We start from the raw sequence: 22,592 nt of genomic DNA on the forward strand, positions 1-22,592 counted from the left end.
CCGGCCGGAGCAGGCTTCGTTCTAGCGACGGGTATCGCGGCGCTTGCGCCAGAAGGCGGCCCATGCGGCGATGACGGTGAAAGTGAAGACCAGGGATACGACGATCCAGAAGCCATGCGCATGCTCCGCCAGCGGAATGCCTCCCACATTCATACCGAACAACCCCGCGAGAATATTGATCGGAAGGGCCAGCACGGTCACCACCGTCAGCACGAACAGGCTCTTGTTGTTGTCCTCGTTCACGGCTGCGGCCACTTCCTCCTGCAGCAGCTTGATCCGGTCCTGCAGCGTCTGCATGTCGCGCAGCATCAGCGAAAACTCCTCGCTGGCCGATGCAAGGCCCTGACGGTCGTCCTCGCTCATCCACGCAGGGGGGCGCTGCAGCAGACGGAAGAGCGCCGCGGGCTCCGGCGCAAGCAGTCGCTGCAGGCGCACCAGCAGGCGGCGCAGGCTGCCCAGCTGCGAACGATGATGGTGGTAGCGCTGCGCGATGATGGCGTCCTCGATATGGTCCACGCGTGCCGTGGTCTCGCGCACCACCTTGACGAGCACATCGGCCTGCGTGCGCATCAGGTGCTCCAGCAATTCCGCTGTGCTGGCGGGGCTGTCGCCCTGGCGCACTGCGGCGCGCAGGTCGTCCACGGAGCGCAGGGGTCTGGTGCGCGCCGTGACCACGAGCCGCTCGTTCACGCAGATCCACAGCGTGGCAATGTCGGCGGACTCGTAGTTGAATTCGAAGTTCACATCATTGAGCACGGCCACGAGCGCATCGTCCGAGCGCTCCAGGCGCGTGGCCGTCACGCCCTCCCGGAGTGCGGCATAGAACTCGTCCGGCAGGTCCGCATGGCGTTCGAGCCAGCGCAGGGACAGCGCATTGGAGAGATTGAAGTGCAACCAGAGAAAATCGCGCGGCGATGCATCACCCGCACTGTGCCGCTGCAGCCATTCGGCCGCCGACAGCGCGTTCACGACCTCTGCGGGCTCGCTGGCATCGGTGAAAAAGCGCCAGCCGCAGATGAGTCCGGCATCTGCGGCTGTGAGCGCCTGGGCGGCAAGGGTGTCAGTCATGTGCGCATCGGCACCCGCGAGGAAAGTTCGTCCGCATCCGCTCAGAACACATGCGACAGCAGCCAGTACAGGCTGCCCGACAACAGCATGGCCGCGGGCAGCGTCAGCACCCACGCGAGCAACAGGTTGCGCAAGGTGGACATCTGCAGACCCGAGCGATTGGCCGCCATGGTGCCGGCCACGCCCGAGGAAAGCACGTGGGTCGTGGAAACCGGCATGCCATAGACATCGGCCGCGCCGATGGTGGCCATGGCCACGAGCTCCGCCGATGCGCCCTGTGCATAGGTCAGGTGCGTCTTGCCGATCTTCTCGCCCACGGTCACGACGATGCGCTTCCAGCCCACCATGGTGCCCAGGCCCAGGGCAATCGCCACGCTCACCTTCACCCACAGCGGGATGAACTTGGTCGCATCGTCGAGCTCGCCCTTGAAGGCCTTGAGCTGCTTCTGCGCATCACCGTCAGCGAGCTGCGGCAGGTTCCCGTTCTTCTGGATCACGCGGATCGCCTCGGACGCGAGGTACATGTCGTTGCGCACGTTGGCCACGGCGGCCGCGGGCACCCTGGCAAGCGATCCATGGTCCTGCACCTGCCTGCCGATGCTGCCCGCAAGCGTGGCCAGCGCGGGAACCACCTCGGGCACCGGCGTCCTGGTGCGGATGAACTCGGCCACTTCCTCGCGGGCCTCCTTGTCCGATGCGGGAGCAACGAGCGCCGTGCGCTTCATGAGCTGTGCCTGCGTGGTCTGCGCCGTCACCACGAACTGCTGCATGTGGGCCTCGGGCATCGCGCGGTTCAGGGCGTAGGCCATCGGCACGGTGCCCACGAGGATCAGCATGATCAGGCCCATGCCCTTCTGCCCATCATTGGATCCGTGCGCAAACGACACGCCGGTGCAGGTGAAGATCAGCAGGCAGCGGATCCACAGCGGCGGCGGTGCATCGCTGCTGGGCGCTTCATACAGCGCCCGGTTGCGGATCAATGCCTTCATTGCCAGCAGCAGCAGAGCCGCACAGACGAACCCGACGATCGGCGAGATCAGCAGCGCCTTGCCCACCGATGCGGCCTGCGCCCAGTCGACACCACTCGTTCCGTCGCGGCCATGCATCAGCGCGTTCGCGATTCCCACGCCGATGATCGACCCCACCAGCGTGTGCGACGAGGAAGCCGGCAGCCCGAGCCACCATGTACCCAGGTTCCAGGCAATGGCGGCGATCAGCAATGCGAACACCATCGCGAAGCCCGCCCCGGAGCCCACCTGCAGGATCAGTTCCACCGGCAGCAACGAAATGATGCCGAAGGCCACGACCCCGCTCGAGAGCAGCACGCCCAGGAAGTTGAAGAAGCCCGACCACACCACCGCCACGCCGGGCGGCATGGAGTGCGTGTAGATCACCGTGGCCACCGCATTGGCCGTGTCGTGAAAGCCGTTGACGAACTCGAAGCCCAGTGCGATCAGCAGCGCCACGCCAAGCAGGATGAACGAGACATAGGTCACCGTGCCGATGCCCGCGGCCGTCACGTCGCTGGAAAGGCTGTAGGCCGCATAGGCCAGCCCCATCGCCAGCAGCCCCACGAACAGCACGATCGACGCCATGCCCGGCCTGCCTTGCAGATTGGGACGGTGCCCCTGAGGCGCGGCAGGGGATGACGAGAGAGAGGACGTAGCCTGAACCCCACGGGAATGGGTGGCAATGGTTTCCATGATGCATTTATCCAATCGGCGCCCAAGGCGCAATGAACATCATGATTGCGACCGTCCGTGATGATTTGATGACAAAGCCAAGTCGATGGCGTGTCACCCGCCCCACGATCCAGGGCTCAAAGTCCCAGCAGGCCCTCGACCAGCTCGCGCCGCGCCAGCTTGCGGGCCTCGCCGCCGCGCCAGTGCCAGATGTCGTAACCGTTGGAATAAAGCAGCGACCCGTCGTCCAGCACATCGAACTGTGCGACGTGGCTGGCGATTTCCTGCGCAGCAGCGTGGCGACCGGCCTGCGCCACGAGTTTCCACGACCCCGGCACCAGATTGCCCGCGTACTCGGGATCGTTGCGCACCTTCGAGAGCTCGATGCGCCGACCGTGCAGCCACAGCGATCCCAGGTCCTGGTCGAGCTGCGGGGCACGCGGGCCGCCGGCCGAGCGCAGCGGCTCCTTGCCATACAGCATGGAGAACACGTTGAGATAGCCAAACACCGCCTTGCCGAGCCGCAGCGGCATCAGCAGCGCGTCCTTCGCGGCACCGCCCGCCTTCTCGTGCAACGGCTTGTCGGCGGGCCTGCGGATGGCGTAGAGCACGCGGTCCGCCGAGATGCGCGGCGCGACGTGATCCCAGGCGGCATCGTCGATCAGGCTGTCCATCTCGCCGGCCCGGTAGTCCACCCAGTGCACGGCCGAGTGCCCGATCCCGACCACCGCGCCGGAGTCGGCATTGCGCGCGAGGCCCCAGGATTGATAGACCACGGTGGCCTCCGCCCCCGGCATGGCGGCGGGTGCCGCATCGATGCTGTCTCCGTGCGTGATGGAGCCCTTGTGCGTGCCCTCCTCGTCATACACATCGAGGTGCGCCGTGCCGTCGCCGTGCATCGCCGCCATCACGACATGCCGGGTCTGAGGCAGATAGGCCAGGCCCAGGATCTGGGTCTGCTGACGATGAAAGAGCCGGATCTCGCGCTGCTCGTCCAGGTGGTATCGGAACAGCCCGATCGTGCGCCCCACGCTCAGCACATAGTAGATGGTGCGCGGATCGCCTGCCCTGCACACATGGTGAAAGCGCGGGGGTGTCAGGCTCGCATTGCCATCGCCGCGCCCCCACAATGCGGGCCCGATCAGGCCCTGGCCGCCCTCGCGCTCGGCATGCTTCCACGAGGTGGTGCGCTGCCTGTCCGTTTCGCGCTGGAGCATCTCCGTGGCGAAGGGCGAAACGATCTGGGTGGATGCGCCATCGGGGCCATGCAGCCACAGCTCACCACCGGAAATCACGAGAAATTGCACGCTCAAGATGGGATCCCCTGCCAGCACTCCCCCAGCCCGTGAGGTAAGGGAGCGACGAGTCGAACATGCCCGGTTTATAACCCAAGGCAAGTTCGGCCCCTGCCGGCTCGCCCCATGCCGGCCCCCCCCCGTTCACTCACCAGCCAGCCGATACCACGCCACGCCGTCCTGCAGCGCGCGCGTGATCTCACCGCGCTCCAGCAGATAGTTCATGCAGGATTGCGCCTCGCCGGTCGCGAGATGGTAGTGCGATGAGCTCGGATCGATGGGCCGCGAGAACAGTGCGGGAAAGACATCGGTGACGCGCCGGGGGCCCTCCGCCAGCGCCGCGCGCAGCCGCTCGAACGAACGCTCCTGGCTCTCGCGCAGATGCTGCACGCGCGCATGCAGGCCGCGGAAGCACCCATCGTGCGCCGGCATGACCAGCACGTCGTCGGGAATGTTCTGCTCGATCCAGTCCAGCGACTCCATCCAGTCGCGCATCGGGTTCGCGGCAGGCTCGATGGGATGGACCGACACGTTGGACGAGATTCTGGGCAGCACCTGATCGCCCGAGATCAGCAGCTTCTTGTCCTCGTTGTACAGGCATGCATGCTCCGGCGAATGCCCGCGTCCGATCACCACCTGCCAGTCGCTCGCTCCGATGCGGATCCTCTGCCCATGCGCGAGACGATGAAAGCTGTCGGGCAGCGCATAGATCATCTTTCCGAAGGCGCCGAAGCGTGTGCGGTACTTCTCCATGGCCGCATCGGGCCAGCCGGCTTCATGGAAGTACTCGAGCGCATCCGGCGGCGCTTCGCGGCTCATGTCCGAGAGCATCACCCGGCAGGTGAGGTATTCAAGCCGCGACATCCACAGCCTGACCTTGAAGCGCCGCGTGAGCCAGCCCGCCATGCCGACGTGATCGGGGTGCATGTGGGTGACGAAAACACGCGTGAGCGGCCTGTCGAACGGCGGCGCCCCGAGCAGCGCGTTCCATATCTCCACGGTCTGCTCGGTGCGCATGCCCGTGTCTACGAGCGCGAAGCCATCACCATCCTCGATCAGCCAGACATTGATGTGGTTGAGCGCCAGCGGCATGGGCAGGCGCACCCAGTAGACGCCCTGCGCCACTTCGCGCCAGTGGCCCGGCTCCGGGGCCTCGATGGGATAGGTGATGTTCTCTTGCGGCATGGTGTCGGTGAAAGAGTGCGTGGGGGTGCGAAAGATTCTCGCACCCCCATCTGTTTCATGCGCGACACGTACGCGACTGCGGCCCTTCACGCCCGCCCCGCTCCCCGAAGGACCCTGGTTGCGCCTGACATCGGCCCATCATCCGCATCAGTTAATCTGCGGGGTGGAAACGCATGGTTTCACGCTTGTTGGATTCGAGATGAAGGCCGTTCAACCGATTTATGCGAACATGGCACCATGCCGGACCGAACGGACAGGTGAATGGCCTGATGACTTGGGGTTCCTCCCCTCACGCGCCCACCCCATCCCGGGTGTACGCTGCTTTTTCGAGACTGCATGAAAGAAGGGATCGTATGAACCAGGTGTCCCCCATCCCGCATGCGCGGCGGGAAGAACTGCGCGGCGAACTGCCCGGCGTGGCAGCGCTGCTGCAGAAACGGCGCGCCAACGAGGTCGATGAAACGGTCATCGATGATCTGGTGTCATTGCACTGGCTGGAGTGGATGGGCGGCAGTCTGCAACTCACAACCACCGGGCAGAACATCTGCCGCCAGGTGCTGGAGTAGCTTCCGGCGGGGCGGGGTGCCCTGTCCCGGACAACATCAGGAGCCTCCAACGAAAAAAGCGCCTGTCGCAATGACAGGCGCTTTTGCTTTCACGAACCCTTCTTCTTACAGCGCGCCGTCACCCAGCACGATGCCTTCGCGCCGCGGATCGGCCCCGCCCTGCAGCACGGGCTTCCCATCCTTGGTCACCCGCATGATGGTCGCGACCCCGCTCGACTGCGCGGAGGTGCTGACGGTGTGTCCCCTGGCCTTGAGTCCTTCGACCAGGGCCGAGGTGTCCAGCGACGTGTTCGAGCCATCCACACCCGTGGTCGGGCTGTTGGATGCACCGATGTTCACCAGCGACGTCGCCTGCTGGGCATCGAGTCCCCAGTCCAGCGCGCCGACGACGGTCTTCATCACGTACTGGATGATCGCGCCACCGCCGGGCGAACCCGTGGCCATGACGAAATCGCCCGGCTTGTCGCCCTTGAACACCAGCGTGGGAGCCATCGTGCTGCGCGGACGCTTGCCCGGTGCGACGCGGTTGGCCACCGGCGTGCCGCTCGCATCGACGGGATTGGCGGAGAAGTCGGTGAGCTGGTTGGTGAGCAGGAAACCGCCGACCATGTGGAACGAACCCATGCTGGCCTCCACCGTGGTGGTCATCGACACCACGTTGCCGTAGGCGTCGACCACCGACAGGTGGGTCGTGCCATGCTCGACCGTCTTGTCCACGCCCAGCGGCACGGAGCCGAGATCGCCGGCCTGCGCCGTGCCCATGCTCTTGTCGGGATTGATGAGGCTCGCGCGCTGCTTGAGGTAGTCCGCATTCAGCATGGTGGACACGCCATTGCCGGGCAGCGGAATGAAATCGGTGTCGGCCACATACTTGTCGCGGTCCGCGTACGCGAGACGCTCGGCCTCGGTCAGCAGGTGCGCCCCCATCACGCTGGGCACGCCGCCCTCGTTCTGGGGATTGGTCGGCGGATACTGCGACATGTCGAACTGTCCCAGGATGCCCAGCGACTGCGCGATCGCGATACCGCCCGACGATGGCGGCGACATCGTGCAGACATGGTAGGCGCCACGGTAGTTCACGCAGACCGGCTCGCGCTTCTTGGCCTTGTAGTTGGCCAAGTCGGCCACGGTCATCAGGCTGGGCGTGATGGGGGTCTTGGCCGCATCGTCACCCACCGTCTGGCCGGCCTTGGCAACGATGGCACGGGCAATGTCTCCGGTGTAGAGCGCATCCGCGCCATAGTCGGCCATGGTGCGCAGCGTGCTCGCGTAGGCCTTGTTGGTCATGGTCTCGCCGGTGGCGTAGGGCTTGCCATCGGCGTGGAAATAGGTGGCCATGGCGTTCGCATCGAGCGCCAGGCTCGATGCGTTGCTCGCGATGGCGGCGCCCAGGCGGCCGGGCACCTTGAAGCCGTCGTTGGCCAGCTTGATGCCGTCGTCGAACAACCCCTTCCACGGCAGCTTGCCGTGTTCCTTCTGCGCCATCTCCAGCATGCGCATCACGCCCGGCACGCCGATCGAGCGGCCGCTGCGGCGCGCCGAAGGCACGGGAGCAGGCGAGGCGGAGTCCGCCTGGTCCTGCCGCGAAAGATAGTAGCCCGTGGCGGCGGCGGGAGCCGCCTCGCGTCCGTCATAGGCCACGACCTTCTTGGTGGCTGCGTCGTAGTAGATCATGAACGCGCTGCCCGCCACCGTGCTCGACTGGGGCTCCACCAGCCCCAGCACGGCCTGCATCGCGACCGCCGCATCGACGGCCGTGCCGCCGGCCTTGAGGATCTCGCAACCCGCCTTGCTGGCCAGCGGCGTGTTGGCAACCGCCATGTAGCTGTTCGATGTCTTGGCCTTCATTCCGAGCCGGTAGCCGGAAGCCGCCTCGGGCGCCGCCGGGTCGCCTGCAACGCCCGAGCCCACCACCACCGAGCCGCCGCTGCTGCTCAATACCGTGCAGCTGGCCGGGTTCTTGTCGATGATGCGGGTTTCCTCGAAACCATTGTCGTGAAAGCTGCCGCCGCAACTTGCCAGAAAGATGGCCGCCGAAACGGGGGCCAGGGGCCAGAATCTTCGCATCTGCATGTCTGTTGTTCCTTTGTTGTCCTGATTGTTAGATCCTGGCGATCACATGGTAAACGCCATTCCCTTTCCCACCATACCAGCAAATGCGCGTGGACAAACAAGAGGAGTTACCCGCAACCAGCAGGCCCCGGCACACCGCCGCGGCCCCCTTGCAGGTCAGGCCGGATCACGGATGATCGGGCAGGTCATGCAGTGCCCGCCGCCTCGCCCGCGCCCCAGCTCCGCGCCGACGATGGTGACGACTTCGATGCCGGCCTTGCGCAGCAGCGTGTTGGTGTACACGTTGCGGTCATAGGCCATCACCACGCCCGGCGACAGGCAGACCAGGTTGGCTCCGCTGTCCCATTGCGTGCGCTCGCGCATGTAGGCATTGCCGCCCGTCTCCACCACGCGCATCTTCGCGATGCCGAGCGCCTCGGCCACCACGTCGACCAGCGGGCCCTCGTCCTTGCGCAAGTCGAGCTCCCCGGGCTTCGCGCCGGGGCGATATGAGAACGCCTGTATGCCGTTCACGATATCCGGGTACACCAGCACGCAGTCGCGATCGGCGAAGGTGAACACGGTATCCAGGTGCATGGCCGCGCGCAGCCTCGGCATGGCGGCAACGATGACACGGTCCACCACGCCGTGATCGAACAGCACTGCCGCCAGCTGGCTGATCGCCGGGCGCGAGGTGCGCTCGCTCATGCCGATCAGCAGCGTGCGGTTGCCGATGGGCATCACGTCGCCGCCCTCGAGCGTGGCCAGGCCGTGATCCACGCGCGGATCACCCCACCAAACCTTCACCTTGCCCGCAAAGTCGGGATGGAACCGGTAGATCGCGGTGGTCAGGATGGTCTCTTCGTGCCGTGCGGGCCAGTACAGCGCATTGAGCGTCACGCCGCCGTAGATCCAGGAAGTGGTGTCGCGCGTGTAGAGCATGTTGGGCAAGGGCGGCAGCAGATACTCGGTCACGCCAGCGGCTTCCCGGATCAGCGCCAGCTGCCCGCCGCCGATATGCTCGGGAAACTCATCGGTGGACAGCCCGCCGATCAGCGTCTCGGCAAGATGGCGCGATGCCATGCCGTCGAGGTAATCGCGCACCTCGTCCAGCAGGCCCACGCCCATCTGGTTGGCAACCACCTGGTGGTCGAGGATCCATTGCCGCGCCTGCGGAATGCTCACGGTCTCGGCCAGCAGGTTGTGCATCTCCACCACCTCGACGCCGCGCTGGCGCATCTTGGTGACGAAGTCGAAGTGGTCGCGCCTGGCGTTGTCCACCCACATCACGTCGTCGAAGAGCAGTGCATCGCAGTTGCTCGGTGTCAGCCGGTCGTGCGCCTTGCCCGGCGCACACACCATCACCTTGCGCAGGTGGCCTACTTCCGAATGCACGCCCAGGGCGGTATGGCTCTCGTTCATGTCATGCTCCTCGTTGGTTCATCGATCAAGGGGAAACGCTCAGATCACCAGCCAGCCGCGTCCCAGTCCCACCACGGCGGCGAAACAGCCCGCGCAGGCGGCGGCAAACAACCACAGCTCCCAGCGGCGGAAGACGCGCCGCCCCTGCTCGGCGCGAGCCCAGAAATACAGCGCGGTACCCGGCGCGTAGAGCAGGGCCGACAGCAGCATGTATTTGGTGCCGCCCGCCAGCACCATGAAGCCCGTGTAGACCACGGCGATGCCGGCCAGCGTCAGGTCGCGGCGGCGTGTTTCGGCGGGCGAGTGAGCGCCTCCGCGCCGCGCCAGCGTGAAGCCATAGCCCGCCACCAGCAGATAGGGCACCAGCGACATCACGCTGGTGAGGTTGAGCATCAGAGCGAATGCATCGCTCGACCAGTAGGTACTGATCACGAACAGCTGCACGACGCCGTTGCTGACCCACAGCGCGGTGGAAGGCACGCCGTTGCGGTTCATCCTTGAAAAGACGGCGGGCATGTCGTTGTTGCGCGATGCCGCGAACAGCACCTCCGCACAGATCAGCGACCAGGCGAGATACGCGCCCAGCACCGAGATCAGCAGGCCGACGCTGACGAACACCGCGCCCCATGGCCCCACCACATGCGCAAGCACCCCGGCCATCGAGGGCTGGCGCAGCCCGGCGATGTCTGCCTGCGTCATCACCGCATAAGGCAGCAGCGAGACCAGCACCATCAGCATCAGCACCGACGTGAAGCCGATCAGCGTGGCAGCGCCTACATGCGACCGCCTCTGGGCATGGCGCGAATACACGCTCGCGCCTTCGATGCCGATGAAGACGAACACGGTGACGAGCATGGTGCGTCGCACCTGCTCGAACAGCCCCGCGTGGCTGAAGGAGCCCCACAGGTTCGCGCGGAACAGGTCGGCCTTGAAAGCCAGCAGCAGGATGAGGATGAACAGCACGATGGGAATGACCTTGGCCACCGTCACCACCGCGTTGATGAACGCCGCCTGCTGCACGCCCTTGAGGATCAGGAAGTGGAATGCCCAGATACCGACGGACGCGGTCGCGATCGCAGCGACCGTGTTGCCGTCGCCGAAGAAGGGAAAGAATGCGCCCAGCGTGGACTTGATCAGCACCCAGTACGACACGTTGCCGATGCAGCTGCCGATCCAGTAGCCGAAGGCGGCGAGAAAGCCCGCGTAGTCGCCAAACCCCGCCTTCGCGTAGGCGAACACACCGGCATCGAGATCCGGTTTTCGCTCGGCAAGGATCTGGAACACCCGCGCGAGGGCATACATGCCGCCGCCCGCGATCGCCCAGGCAATGACCGCTCCGGCAACGCCGGTTGCACCACCAAACGTGCGCGGCAGGGAAAAGATCCCGGCGCCCACCATCGATCCCACAACCATGCCGATCAGCGCCGGCAAGCCCAGTTTTCTTTCGACATCCTGCGCCATTCCCGCCCTCCATTCCCCATCCATTGCAAGGAGCGGAAATTCGACAGGATGCACCACGAGGCACTACTCCATTCGATATTCACACGGAACCGCGAATATCCATCAAACACCGCCAACCACTCGATGCCAGGGATTCAATGGAAGAAAAAATCACCTATCAAATCCACGCCACCGAAACGAAGATTGGCAGTAAAAACAAACAAAAACAATAACTTGTCTTAATATGAATCAGCGTAGCCATATTGAGTAAAACGACATATCAGTCGATAAACTCACGCAGATTCCTTCAGCAACGCCCAACCCCTCCTCTCCCTACTCAGCGGTCGCGCCGACAAGCTCTTGAAATCATTTGCAATTCGATAATCTCCATCCTGGAAGCTCAAAATAAATCATATTTATTCATAAAACCTCCCCTGTCATATTCAAGACCATTCGAACGCCTGCAAATATCGTGAGCACATAAAAAAAGGCCACGGCAAAAGCCGTGGCCAGTGCGACAGGAGAAATCCGGAGGTCAGTCCAGCGCGTTGAACTGCACCACGCCCTGCTTCATCACCAGCGGAATATGCTCTCCCTGGCCCAGCAGGCAACCGACGTCCTCGAGCGGGTTGCCATCGACGATCAGCAGGTCGGCCCAGGCTCCGGGCTGCAGACGGCCGAGGCGCCCCTGCTGATTCAGGATTTCTGCGCCGATAACCGTTGCGCTGGCAATCACTTCCTGGTTGCTCAGCACCTGCGTGCGCAGGCGGAATTCGTCGCTTTGCAGGCGATGCGACTCGCCAAGCAGGTCCGTTCCGAAACCCATCTTCACGCCCGCCTTCTTGAAGATGGACAGCGACTTCAGTCCTTCCTCGCGCACGTTCGCCACCTTCTCCACGCTCGCCTGGGGCAAGCCCAGATCGGCGCCTTCGCTGGCCAGCGCATCGTAGGTCACCAGGGTAGGCACGGCATAGGCGCCATGCTCGGCCATCACGGCGGCGGCCTCGTCATCGACAAGATTGCCGTGCTCGATGGTGCGCACGCCGCAGCGCACCGCACGCATGATCGCGTCAGGCATGTAGGCATGCGCCAGCACATAGGTGCCGCGCGCCCTGGCTTCATGCACCACGGCACACAGTTCGTCCTCGCTGTAGCCCCAGGCACCCACCGGATCGGTGGGCGATGCCACGCCGCCCGAGGCCATCACCTTGATCTGGTCCGCGCCCATCTGCAGTTCTTCGCGCACCGCCTTGCGCAGCGCGTCCACGCCGTCTACCACGCGCGCGAGGGCACCCACGCGGGCGCAGCAGGGGCATGGCGCATCCAGGCCGATGAAGTCCGAGCGGGCCCGCATGTCGCCATGGCCTCCCGTCTGGCTCAGCGCGCGTCCCGACACGAACAGGCGCGGCCCCTTGACCAGCCCCGCATCCATCGACTGCTTGAAGGCATCCCCCGCCCCGCCCGCGTCGCGCACGGTGGTGAAGCCTCGGCGCAACATGGCTTCCATGATGGGCACGCTGCGCAGCGTGATCAGCACGTTGGGCATGCTCACCTGGGCCGACAGGTTCAACTGCGTGGCGATGACATGCACGTGCAGGTCGATCAGTCCCGGCATCACGGTCCTGCCACCCGCGTCGATGACCAGGGCAGATCCGGGTGCATCGATGGCCTCGCGGCTCACCCGGCTGATCTCGCCGTTCTCGATGAGGATGTCATGGCGCCCCTGCAGCTCGGACTTCAGCGGATCGAGCAGGTTGGCGTTGCGAATGACGACGACGTGGGAAGGATGGGGGGTGTTCACGGGAATGGCTCCTTGCGTTGCGTTGTATTGTGTTGATAGGAAGGCTGGGGATCTCAGTGCGCACCCTGGCCGTGGGAAACCTCACCGGCCGTGATCTCCTCCAGCGAGCGGCCCTTGGTGCGCACGCCGAAGACCAGCACCGCGGCCGAGCCCAGCAGCAATACGGCCGTGGTCATGCCGAACACGCCCGCGAAGCCGAAGGCCGGATAGACATAACCGACCAGGATCGGAGCCGCGATGCCTCCCAGGCGGCCGATGGCGGAGGCCAGCCCCGCACCGGTGGTGCGCACCTGCGTTGGAAACACTTCGGGCGTGTAGGCATAGACGCCCGCATATACCCCATTCATGAAGAACGACAACAGCACGCCCGCCACCATGATCTGCATGTCGGTCTGCGTGAACGCCATGCCGAGCGCGCACGCGCCGCCGCACAGCATGTAGGAGACGATGGTGGCGCGGCGGCCGATGCGCTCGTTCAGCCACGCTGCCGAGAAATACCCCGGCACCTGTGCGATGAACATCACGAGCGAATAGCCGAAGCTCTTGGTGATGGTCATTCCGTTCTGCACCAGCAGGCTGGGGATCCATGTGAAGAACGAGTAGTAGGCGAACGTGATCGACAGCCACATCGCCCAGGTCATGAAGGTGATGCGGCGCAGCTTCGCTCCCAGCAGCACGCCGTAGTTCTTGACGAGCCCGCCGCGCTCCTTGCTGGGCGCCGGCGCGTCGATGTCCTCCTGCGCAGGCGCCGGCAGGCTGATGCCGCGCCGCAGGGCCTCGGACTCCATGCGGGCAACGATGGCTTCGGCCTCCTCGTTGCGGCCCTGGCTTTCCAGCCAGCGCGGCGACTCGGGCAGCGAGCGACGCCACCACAGCAACATCACCACAGGAGTCGCCGTGATGAGCAGCACATAGCGCCACCCTTCTTCGAAAGCGGGAACGATCAGGTAACTGAGCAGCGCGGCAGCCACGAAGCCAAAGGAGAAGAAACCGGCCAGCGCCCCCGTGAATGCCCCGCGGTACCTGCGCGCCACGAATTCGGAGAGATACGGCGCGATGATCACGCTCTCCGCCCCTGCTCCCGCACCCGCGAAGATGCGGAACGCGAGGAAATGCTCCCAGCTGTTCACCAAGGCACTGGCCAGGGAGGCAATGCAGTAGATGACCAGCGCGGACATCATGATCCGCTTTCTCCCGATCAGATCGCCCAAGGTGCCTGACAGAAGCGCACCAAAGAAGTAGCCGATGAAGTTGGCGCTGGCCAGAACGCCGAGTTGCACGCTGGAGAGATTCCACTCGGTCTTGAGCACGGGGAGCACGAAGGACACCATCGCGGCGTCCATCGCGTCGAAGGCATAGCCAAAGCCGCCCATCAGCAGAAGCTTCCAGTGGAAGCCGGAGTACGGAATGCGCTCGATGCGCGCGGACAGCATGGTCATGGATCAGTCTCTCTTTATGAGTTGTTTTGGGAGTTCTTGCCAAACTCCTGGGGAACCGCGAGCAATGCTAGGGAGATGGTCCCTTATTGGCAAATTTGATGTAATGATCTTCTATATTGATTCAATGAATATCACGCATGGCACGCTACCGCACCACCGATCTGAACCTGCTCAAGGTGTTCGAGGCATTGATGACCGAGGGCAGCGTGAGCCGCGCGGCCGACAAGCTGGCCCTGACACAGCCCAGCGTGAGCAACGCACTCAAGCGCCTGCGCGACACCTTCCACGATCCGCTGTTCGTGCGCACCAGCGGCGGCGTGCGCCCCACATTGCAGGCGCATGAGCTGTGGAACCGCATTGCACCGTCCCTGCAGCTGATACGCGAATCAGTGGACGGCGAGGTGTTCGATGCACGCACCGACCACGGCGAGCTCAGCATCGCGATGTCCGATTTCGTCAGCGCGGTCGTCAGCCCGCCTCTGATCAGTGCACTCGCGCTGGATGCGCCGCATACCCGGCTGCAGACGCTGAGCAACTCGCTGGTGGATTTCTACGAACTGCTCGAGACAAGCCAGGCGGACTTCGTGGTCGGCGTGAACAACGAAGAGATTTCGCGGCCTCGCAATCTGCTCTCCCGGCGCCTCTGGTCCCTGCGCATGATGTGCTTCATGCGCGAGGGCCATCCGCTGGCGCACCACCGCATTCCGCCGATGCAGGATTTCCTCGACGCCCTGCACATCGACGTCAGCCTGCCCGGAAAGAGCGTGCCGGCCTATGACATGTTCCTGAGCAGCCTGGGTGCGAGCCGCCGGCTGGGCGCCACCGTCAACCACTATCTCGTCGCCTACGAGGTCCTGCGGCAGACCGACCTGATCGCCGTGCTGCCCTGGTCCGATCTGCCCGCATCGCCACCCACGCCCGGCATCGTCTGCAGGCCGCTGCCGATCGAGGCGCCTGCGCGCGTGGTGGAAATGGTCTGGCACCAGCGCCATGAAGCCTCCGCCCGGCACCAGTGGTTCAAAGGCCTGCTCCTCCAGCTGCTCAGCCCGGGAAACTGAACCCCGCTCGCCTTCGCGATCATCGCGCGCGCCTGGACGCGCATATAGGCCACATCGCCATTCGCGGCAAATGATTCCACGGCATGCCATGCGGTATCTGAAATTTCTATTTGCAACTTTACACAAATTTAAATAAGAATCATTCTCAAATTACAATCAACGCGTTCCCACGATGGCTTGCTTTTCCACTCCAGGCTGCCAAAGCAGATCATCCATGTCGACATCATCCCGGCTCTCACGCCCTCTTTCCACTATTTCTTCCCTCTGCGCCACCCGTGCCGTCCCCTTCTTCCCGTTCCCCCAACACACCCGCGCGTCCCGAAGAACCCGCCTGGCCCATGCCCTGTGCCTGACCGGCCTGATGGGCAGCGCCCTCGCTGTGCATGCGCAGGCGCAAGATCCCACAAGTACGACCACCGCAGCCGAGGCCAAGGCCCTCGATGCCGTCGTCGTGACGGCATCGGGCTATGAGCAGGCACTGGAAGATGCCCCGGCCTCCATCACCGTGATCCCGCGCTCCGAACTCGAAAAGCGCAGCTACCGCGATGTGACCGATGCGCTCAGGGACGTGCCCGGTGTCGTCATCACGGGCGGCGGCAGCACGAGCGACATCAGCATCCGCGGCATGGCGTCGGGCTACACCATGCTGCTGGTGGACGGCCGCCGCACGGGATCGCGCGAAACGCGGCCCAACAGCGACGGCCCCGGCATCGAGCAGGGCTGGCTGCCGCCACTGGAGGCGATCGAGCGCATCGAGGTCATCCGCGGGCCCATGTCCTCGCTGTATGGGTCGGATGCAATGGGCGGCGTGGTCAACATCATCACGCGCAAGGTGCCGCAGGCATGGACCGGCACCGTGCGCGCCGAGACCACACGGCAGGAGTCCTCGAAGTCTGGAGACATCCTCCAGTCCAACTTCTACCTGGCCGGCCCCATCCGCAGCGACGTGCTCGGCCTGCAGATCCACGGACAGACGTCGAGGCGCCAGGAAGACCGCATCATCAACGGCTTCAACCACCAGGCCACCAATGCGGGCACCGCGAAGCTGAGCCTGACGCCGAACAAGGACCACGACATCGTCCTGGAGGCCGGCCGCATGCTGCAGGACCGCCTGTCCACGGTGGGCAGATCGGCCAGCCGCTCACCCACCGATGCCAGCTATGCGCGCAACCATGTCGCGCTCTCGCACACCGGGCGCTGGAGTCTCGGCACTTCGAGCACCCATGTCCAGCACGAGGAGTTCGACAATCCCTCGCGCCAGATGCACCTGAAGAACACCGAGCTCAGCAGCCAGATCACCATGCCCCTGGGCGCGCGCAACCTGACGACGGCAGGGCTTTCCTATCGCAAGGAAAGCCTGTCGGACCAGGGCAACCAGTTGCGCGTGGCCAATCCGATCAGCCACCTCGAACGCTATCAATGGGCGCTGTTCGCCGAGAACGAATGGCGCATGACGGATGCGTTCGCACTGACCGCCGGGCTGCGCATGAACCGCGACGAGAACTACGGCACCGACTGGACTCCACGCCTGTATGGCGTGTGGCATGCCAGCGAGCACCTGAGCGTCAAGGGCGGCATCTCCACGGGCTTCAAGGCACCATCGCTGCGCGCGGCCGTGGCGGACTGGGGCCAGATCACCGGCGGGGGCGGTGACCCCGCCATCATCCGCGGCAATCCGGCGCTCAAGCCCGAGAAAAGCACGAGCCAGGAAATCGGAATCATCTGGGACAACCATGCGGACCTGAGCGCCAGCCTCACGTTCTTCAACACCGACTTCAAGGACAAGATCACCGAGGTGCGGACCTGCGCTGACACCGCAGGCCGGGGCCAGAAGATCGTGACGGGCAACTGCAGCATCCACGGCACGGCCTACAAATTCATCAGCGACCGCATCAACGTGGACAAGGCCAACATGCGCGGTATCGAGGCCACCACGACCTGGACCCTCCAGCAGGGCCTGCGCCTCGCTGCCAACTACACCTTCACGCAGTCGAAGCAGAAGAGCGGCGCATTCTCGGGCCAGCCACTCAACCAGATGCCACGCCACATGCTCAACGGCACGCTGGACTGGCAGGCCACCGAACAGCTCGGCGCGTGGACGCGCGTGAACTTCCGCAGCCGCACGTCGGACTACCTGAGCCGCACCAGCATGGCTGCCGGTACCCCCGCATTCACCTTCGTGGACCTGGGCCTGAACTACACCTATTCGAAGAACGTGAAGATCGGCGCCGGCATCTACAACCTGTTCGACAAGCAGGTCGACTACACCGGCTACGGCACGGTGTATGACGGACGCCGCTACTGGCTCAGCATGACGGTCGGCTTCTGACGCCGAGGTGCTGGCGATCTCAGCGCGGGTGCGGCTGCAGCACGCGAGGCGATATCTGCGCCAGCGTGGCGCAGCCGGTCTGCGCCATCGCCAGTTCCAGCTCGGCACGCAGCATGTGCAGCATGTGCGCCACGCCCAGCATGCCGGCCGTGGCCAGCGCATGCAGCTGCGGCCGACCGATCATGACGGCACTGGCGCCGAGCGCCACCGCCTTGACGATGTCCGTTCCGTAGCGCACGCCGCTGTCCACGATGATCGGAATGTGCGCGGGCACGGCATCACGGATCGCGGGCAGCACCTCGATCGGCGAGACCACGCCGTCGAGCACGCGCCCGCCATGATTGGAGAGGACGAGCGCATCGGCCCCCATGTCCACCGCGCGCACCGCCGCCGCTGGCGACAGGATGCCCTTCACCGCCAGCGGCAGTCGGGTCTGCTCGCGCAGCCATGCGAGCTCGTCCCAGCGCGGCGCCTGCTGCGCCAGAGGCGTGCCGAACAGGATGTTCTCACTCATGAGATCGCTGGTCTGGCGAGGCTGGGCGTTGCCGCGCAGATTGACGGCATCAACGCCCACGGGCAGTGGATAGCGCGAGCGCTTGATGCTGGCATCCACCGTCCACACCACGGCCTCGCAACCCGCGGCTTCGGCACGGCGGACGAGATCAAGCGACGTATCGCGCTCGGGCTGGCTGTAGAGCTGGAACCACAGTGGTGCGCTGCGGCCGAGTTCCCGGCTTGCGCTGCGCGCGGCCTGCGCGATGTCCTCGATCAGGTGGCTTGCGAGCGTGCTGATCGTCATCGGAATCTGCATCGCCATGGCGGCGCGCGCGGTGGCAATCTCGCCATCGGCATGCACCAGGCGCTGGTAGGCGACGGGCGCGAGCAGCAGCGGGCTGATCAGCTCGCGGCCGAAAAGCGTGGTGCGCGTATGTGCCTCGCGCAGATCGGCCAGCGGCTCGGGCAGCAGCCGCAGCGCATCGTAGGCCGCGCGGTTGTGCGCCAGCGTGATGCCCTGGTCCGCGCCGCTCTCCACGTGTGCCCAGGCGGCTTGCTCGACGTGGTGGACAGCATGGCGCTCATAGTCGGCCAGCGAAAGAATGTCGGCGGGAATGCGCTGATGCGCAGGCTGCACGGGCTCGCCCAGAGCGTTGAGGATCTTCATGCTTCGGCCCACATGCGCAGCAGGTTGTGATAAGTGCCCGACAGCGCTGCGACGCTCGGACTGCCGGGAAGTTCGGCGCCCAGTTGCTGGATCGAGCGGTCCAGATCGAACAGCACCCTGCGCTGCTCGGCGGATTTGATCAGACTCTGTGTCCAGAAAAAACTGGCAAGCCGTGTGCCGCGCGTGACCGGGTTCACGCGATGCAGGCTGGTTCCCGGATACAGGATCGCGTCACCCGCTGCCAGCTTCACGCTCTGCTCGCCATAGGTGTCCTCGACGATCAACTCGCCGCCGTCGTACTCATCCGGCTCGCTGAGGAACACCGTGGTCGAGACGTCCGAACGCACCTTGATCGCACTGCCCGGAATGATGAACAGCGCGTTATCGACGTGGTTGCCGTAGGTGCCCCCGCCCGCATAGCGATTGAAGCGCGGCGGCAGCACCTTGGCGGGCAGCGCGGCGGAAAGGAACAGCGGGTTCTGCCCGAGCCGGTCGAGGATCAGGTCGCCAAGCGCCTTGCCCTCCGCGCTCTGCAGCGGCAGCTGCTCGTTGTGCTTGACCTGCGCCGCAAGATGGCCGGCGGTGGCCTTGCCGTCCTGCCATGACGCAGCCTTGAGCGCATTGCGACAGTGTTGCACTTCGTCGGGCGTCAGCAGCCCGGGAATTCGAAGCATCATAGAAAGAGGTCCAGGTCAATGAAAGAATGGATGCTGCCGGTGAGGCGCCGCAGAACCCTTGCGCCAGGCCATCGGGCATTGAGCATCGGGCAATGCTGCCACCTTAATACAAAAAAAGGCCCCGCCGAAGCGGGGCCCACCTTGGAGGATCTCGGCAACGGAAGTCCGTCGAATGACCCGTTTGCTCAGAACCGGGCCTTCAGCGTCGCAATCACCGTGCGACCCGCAGCGGGCGTCGCATAGTGCGTGGAATAGGTGGAGGCGTAGTATTCCTTGTCGGTCAGGTTCTGGATGTTCACCTGCAGGGAGAGGTTCGGGTTGAACTTGTAGCTGGCCATGGCGTCGAGGCGCACGTAGCCGGCGATGCCGCGCGTGATCAGGTGACCGTCCGTGGTGTAGCCATAGCCGCCATTGGCTTCGCTCTGGCCGAATGCACCAAGGCCGAGCGTGAGCTTGGCATCGGGCCGGTAGTTGGCCCACAGGCTGAAGCTGTGCCTTGGCGTGTTCGGGAACGCTTCGCCCGTGCCGGCCGCCGGACGGCCCGCCAGTGCGCCGGACGTCACGGTGCCGATGTTCTTCTGCTCGCTGTCCATGAAGGTATAGCCCGCGAACACGTCCACTTGCCTGGTCACGCGGCCGGTGGCTCCCAACTCGAGACCGTTCACGATCTTCTTGCCGGCCATCGATGCGGTGTTGCCCGTGGGATCGGTGATGCGGGCGTTGGTGGTCTCGTTGCGGAAGATCGCCGCGGTCAGGCCCAGGCGCTTGTCCATCAGGTCCCACTTGGTGCCCAGCTCGTAGGAGCGCGTCTTCTCAGGCTTGAGCATGTCGGCATTGGTGATCGGCGTGCGGCCGCCGGTCGGATCGATCGTGCTGTCGGCCCCCTGGCCCAGGCCGGCATTGCCCGGCGTGGACGACGAGCCGATGCTCGCATAGACGCTGGCATCGGGCTGCAGCTTGTAGACCACGCCCAACTGGTAGTTCAGCAGGTTGTCGGTACGTCCGTATTCGACGCCCTTGGTGTTGACCAGGCTGGTCTTGTAGTGGTCGTAGCGCAGGCCGCCGTTCACGATCCACTGCGGAGTGAGCGTGAGCGTATCGAAGGCGTAGAGCGAGGCCGTATCGGTCTTGTAGTTGGTGAATGCGTTGGCGCGCACCATGCTGCCGGTCCAGGGGTCGTTGCCGTTCGGATCGGTCAGGCTCGTGCACATGTAGGGCGAGAGGCCCGTCACGCACTGGTTGCTGTTTGCGATGGCATTGCCGTTGGCATCGACCATGCTGTAGCTGTCGACCTTGGAGCGCTCGGTGGAGAGCTCAAGGCCCAATGCAAAGCTGTGCTTGACGCTGCCGGTCTCTGCCTTGCCGGTGAACTCTGTCGCGTTCTGCAGCGTGTAGGTCTTGCTGTAGCGCGAATTGAAGCGGCGCCACACCTTGCCGTTGGCCACGTTGCCCTGGCTGTCGTCGGGCTGCGTCCAGATGTAGTCCTGCTCCGAGCCGCTCCAGCGCAGCGTGTTGCGCACCTTGTTGGTGTCGCTGAACTTGTGCTCGTAGTTGGCCGACAGCAGGTCGCTCTGCTCCTTGCGCTTGTCGCGCGCCTTCAGGCCGTACCAGTTCTCGCGGTTGCCGCCGTTGGTGGGGCGCAGCGTGACGTCGCTCGTCATGCCGGGAATGGTCTTTGCGTTGTAGTACGGAATGCCGCCGTCGGGCATGTCGTCCACATCCAGATGCTGGTAGGACAGCGTGAGCTGGTCGGCAGTGCCCAGGCCGAATGTGATGGTGGGTGCAATGCCCCAGCGTTTATTCTGGGGGCCTTCGCGGCCCGCGATCTCGCTGTCGTGCACCATGGCATTCAGGCGGAAGGCCGTGGTGTCGTTGATCATGCGGTTCATGTCAACGGTCGCGCGCTTGTAGTCGGCATTGCCCAGGCTCACGTCGCCGGAAATGAAGTTTTCCTTCTTCGCGGTCTTGGTGGTCAGGTTGATGGAGCCGCCCGCGCCGCCGCGGCCGCCATAGGCCGAATCTGCGCCCTTCACGACCTCGACGCTCTCCACATTGAACATCTCGCGCGAACCGGCGGCGATGTCGCGCACGCCATCCACGTAGATGCTGCCCTGCGCATCGCTGCCGCGAATGAACGGGCGGTCGCCCATCGGGTTGCCGCCTTCGCCGGAGCCGAAGGTGATGCCGGGGCTCAGCCGCAGCGCATCAGTCAGCGTGACCGAATTGGTCTGCTCGATCACCTCCTGGGGAATGACGTTCACCGTCTTCGGCGTGTCGATCAACGGTGCCGTGAACTTGGCACGCGACGAGGTCTGCGGGTTCAGAGGCACCTCCTGGGCGGCCTCCACGTTCACCGTCGGCAGCGTGCCCGCGGACGGTGCGGATGGCTGCTGTGCGTGGACAGCGGCACCGGAAAGGCAGAGGCCCGCAGCGATGACGATTTGCGTCAATTCGCAGTGCAGACCACCCGCATCATTCTTCTTTGTTGTGTGATTTTCAAGCATGGGGGAGTCGATGAAACGCCCCTGAAAAGGGGCGTGCAGTGGGAAACCGAGGAAAAAAGAAATACCTAATAATGATAATAGTTCGTATTCTTTCCCAATGCTTTCCACTCAGGAATTGGCAAACATGTTGACCATCCGCAAGAGGCGACAGGTCACGCAGGCCGTATCACCGTGTGGCCGCGTCGCCCTGCGCCAGCCGCAACCATGGCCAGCGCAGCCGGTAGCTCTCGGCCTTGCGCAGGAACTGGCCGGGATCGGGAAACCGTGGGTTGACGCGCAGGATGCCCGCCGCCAGGTCATCCAGCGGATCGGGTGAGTACAGGTGGCCACTGGCCACCTCGATGCCGACGCACGTGCAGGCCACGAGATAGCGATCGATGCCCTCGCGTGCACTTCGAAGCGGCTCATAGGGCCTGCCGAAACGCTCGGGGTACCACAGGTGCACGCGCGCCTGGTTGCGCACCTCGATCTTCACGCCAAGGTCGGCGCACAGGGCATCCACCCGCCGGATCTCGGCATCCTCCGCCTCCCAGGAGAGGTCGGAGTCATCGAAGTAGAAGATGTCGTAGTCGCTCACACCCCAATCGGCCGCGCGTCCGCTCTGCAGGTTCCACAGCGCCTGGAAGAGACAACCCGCCGTGAGATGGCATTGCTTCAGACCCAGTGCCGGAAGGCGCTCGAGAAGCGCTGCGTTGACGGGATTGCCCCGTGCAATCTCGATGAAGCGTTGGGCGGTGAGTGGCAAGCTGATGGCAGGCATGCCGGATTGGAACAGAAAAACGGAGCACAAGAGGGGGCTCTTGTGCTCCGCAAAGGCCTCGGTGCTCACGCAGGTCCGAGGCTCGAGGGTTCACTACTAAAAACGGCTGATTGACTCGTCATCTCGCACGCCATCAGGCGAGACGAGGAGCC

General features: G+C 64.5%; 16 protein-coding genes. 3 read left to right on the top strand and 13 right to left on the bottom strand.

Annotation, left to right across the window (positions count from 1 at the left end; all coding sequences use genetic code 11):
* Nucleotides 1-21 precede the first annotated feature (21 nt).
* The 4 genes from H9K76_RS18170 to H9K76_RS18185 all read right to left on the bottom strand — a co-directional run bounded on the left by H9K76_RS18170 (nucleotide 22) and on the right by H9K76_RS18185 (nucleotide 5,230).
* Nucleotides 22-1,068, bottom strand: a complete 1,047-nt coding sequence (locus tag H9K76_RS18170; RefSeq protein WP_187596712.1) for a transporter — start codon at nucleotides 1,066-1,068, stop codon at nucleotides 22-24.
* A gap of 41 nt (nucleotides 1,069-1,109) precedes the next feature.
* The gene (locus H9K76_RS18175; protein WP_223196314.1) at nucleotides 1,110-2,663 is read right to left on the bottom strand and encodes an inorganic phosphate transporter; all 1,554 of its coding nucleotides are present in this window, start codon (nucleotides 2,661-2,663) and stop codon (nucleotides 1,110-1,112) included.
* 224 nt (nucleotides 2,664-2,887) lie between these two features.
* Entirely contained in the window at nucleotides 2,888-4,063 is a 1,176-nt protein-coding gene (locus tag H9K76_RS18180; protein ID WP_187596714.1) for a hypothetical protein, read from the bottom strand.
* 126 nt (nucleotides 4,064-4,189) lie between these two features.
* Complete coding sequence (locus H9K76_RS18185; RefSeq protein WP_187596715.1) at nucleotides 4,190-5,230, bottom strand: MBL fold metallo-hydrolase; 1,041 nt, start codon at nucleotides 5,228-5,230, stop codon at nucleotides 4,190-4,192.
* A 353-nt stretch (nucleotides 5,231-5,583) separates the two neighbouring features.
* Here H9K76_RS18185 and H9K76_RS18190 point away from each other — a divergent pair, with 353 nt between their 5' ends.
* Nucleotides 5,584-5,796 carry a hypothetical protein gene (locus H9K76_RS18190; protein ID WP_246475121.1) on the top strand — a complete coding sequence of 71 codons (213 nt, stop codon included), beginning with the start codon at nucleotides 5,584-5,586 and terminating at the stop codon, nucleotides 5,794-5,796.
* Between the two features lie 105 nt (nucleotides 5,797-5,901).
* Here H9K76_RS18190 and ggt read toward each other — a convergent pair whose 3' ends face one another.
* The 5 genes from ggt to H9K76_RS18215 all read right to left on the bottom strand — a co-directional run bounded on the left by ggt (nucleotide 5,902) and on the right by H9K76_RS18215 (nucleotide 13,950).
* Complete coding sequence (gene ggt, locus H9K76_RS18195; RefSeq protein WP_187596716.1) at nucleotides 5,902-7,869, bottom strand: gamma-glutamyltransferase; 1,968 nt, start codon at nucleotides 7,867-7,869, stop codon at nucleotides 5,902-5,904.
* Nucleotides 7,870-8,025: 156 nt separating this feature from the next.
* Nucleotides 8,026-9,270, bottom strand: a complete 1,245-nt coding sequence (locus tag H9K76_RS18200) for an arginine deiminase (protein ID WP_187596717.1) — start codon at nucleotides 9,268-9,270, stop codon at nucleotides 8,026-8,028.
* 39 nt (nucleotides 9,271-9,309) lie between these two features.
* Entirely contained in the window at nucleotides 9,310-10,731 is a 1,422-nt protein-coding gene (locus H9K76_RS18205; protein WP_187596718.1) for a basic amino acid/polyamine antiporter, read from the bottom strand.
* A gap of 514 nt (nucleotides 10,732-11,245) precedes the next feature.
* A complete protein-coding gene (locus H9K76_RS18210) occupies nucleotides 11,246-12,511 on the bottom strand; it encodes a metal-dependent hydrolase family protein (RefSeq protein WP_187596719.1) in 1,266 nt (421 codons plus the stop codon).
* 53 nt (nucleotides 12,512-12,564) lie between these two features.
* The gene (locus H9K76_RS18215; RefSeq protein WP_187596720.1) at nucleotides 12,565-13,950 is read right to left on the bottom strand and encodes an MFS transporter; all 1,386 of its coding nucleotides are present in this window, start codon (nucleotides 13,948-13,950) and stop codon (nucleotides 12,565-12,567) included.
* 137 nt (nucleotides 13,951-14,087) lie between these two features.
* Here H9K76_RS18215 and H9K76_RS18220 point away from each other — a divergent pair, with 137 nt between their 5' ends.
* Nucleotides 14,088-15,008 carry a LysR family transcriptional regulator gene (locus H9K76_RS18220; RefSeq protein ID WP_187596721.1) on the top strand — a complete coding sequence of 307 codons (921 nt, stop codon included), beginning with the start codon at nucleotides 14,088-14,090 and terminating at the stop codon, nucleotides 15,006-15,008.
* A 214-nt stretch (nucleotides 15,009-15,222) separates the two neighbouring features.
* On the top strand, nucleotides 15,223-17,337 hold the full coding sequence (locus H9K76_RS18225) for a ligand-gated channel protein (RefSeq protein WP_246475122.1): 2,115 nt from the start codon (nucleotides 15,223-15,225) through the stop codon (nucleotides 17,335-17,337).
* Between the two features lie 19 nt (nucleotides 17,338-17,356).
* On the opposite strand, the gene H9K76_RS18230 is transcribed toward H9K76_RS18225, so the two are convergent.
* The 4 genes from H9K76_RS18230 to H9K76_RS18245 all read right to left on the bottom strand — a co-directional run bounded on the left by H9K76_RS18230 (nucleotide 17,357) and on the right by H9K76_RS18245 (nucleotide 22,440).
* A complete protein-coding gene (locus tag H9K76_RS18230; protein ID WP_187596722.1) occupies nucleotides 17,357-18,499 on the bottom strand; it encodes an alpha-hydroxy acid oxidase in 1,143 nt (380 codons plus the stop codon).
* Nucleotides 18,496-19,176 carry a Fe2+-dependent dioxygenase gene (locus H9K76_RS18235; RefSeq protein WP_187596723.1) on the bottom strand — a complete coding sequence of 227 codons (681 nt, stop codon included), beginning with the start codon at nucleotides 19,174-19,176 and terminating at the stop codon, nucleotides 18,496-18,498. Before H9K76_RS18235 ends, H9K76_RS18230 begins: the two co-directional genes overlap by 4 nt.
* 185 nt (nucleotides 19,177-19,361) lie before the next feature.
* Nucleotides 19,362-21,680 carry a TonB-dependent receptor gene (locus tag H9K76_RS18240; protein WP_187596724.1) on the bottom strand — a complete coding sequence of 773 codons (2,319 nt, stop codon included), beginning with the start codon at nucleotides 21,678-21,680 and terminating at the stop codon, nucleotides 19,362-19,364.
* 166 nt (nucleotides 21,681-21,846) lie between these two features.
* A complete protein-coding gene (locus tag H9K76_RS18245; protein ID WP_187596725.1) occupies nucleotides 21,847-22,440 on the bottom strand; it encodes a nucleotidyltransferase family protein in 594 nt (197 codons plus the stop codon).
* Nucleotides 22,441-22,592 lie beyond the last annotated feature (152 nt).

Source organism: Diaphorobacter ruginosibacter (genome assembly GCF_014395975.1).
GTDB classification, from domain to species: Bacteria; Pseudomonadota; Gammaproteobacteria; order Burkholderiales; family Burkholderiaceae_C; genus Diaphorobacter_A; species Diaphorobacter_A ruginosibacter.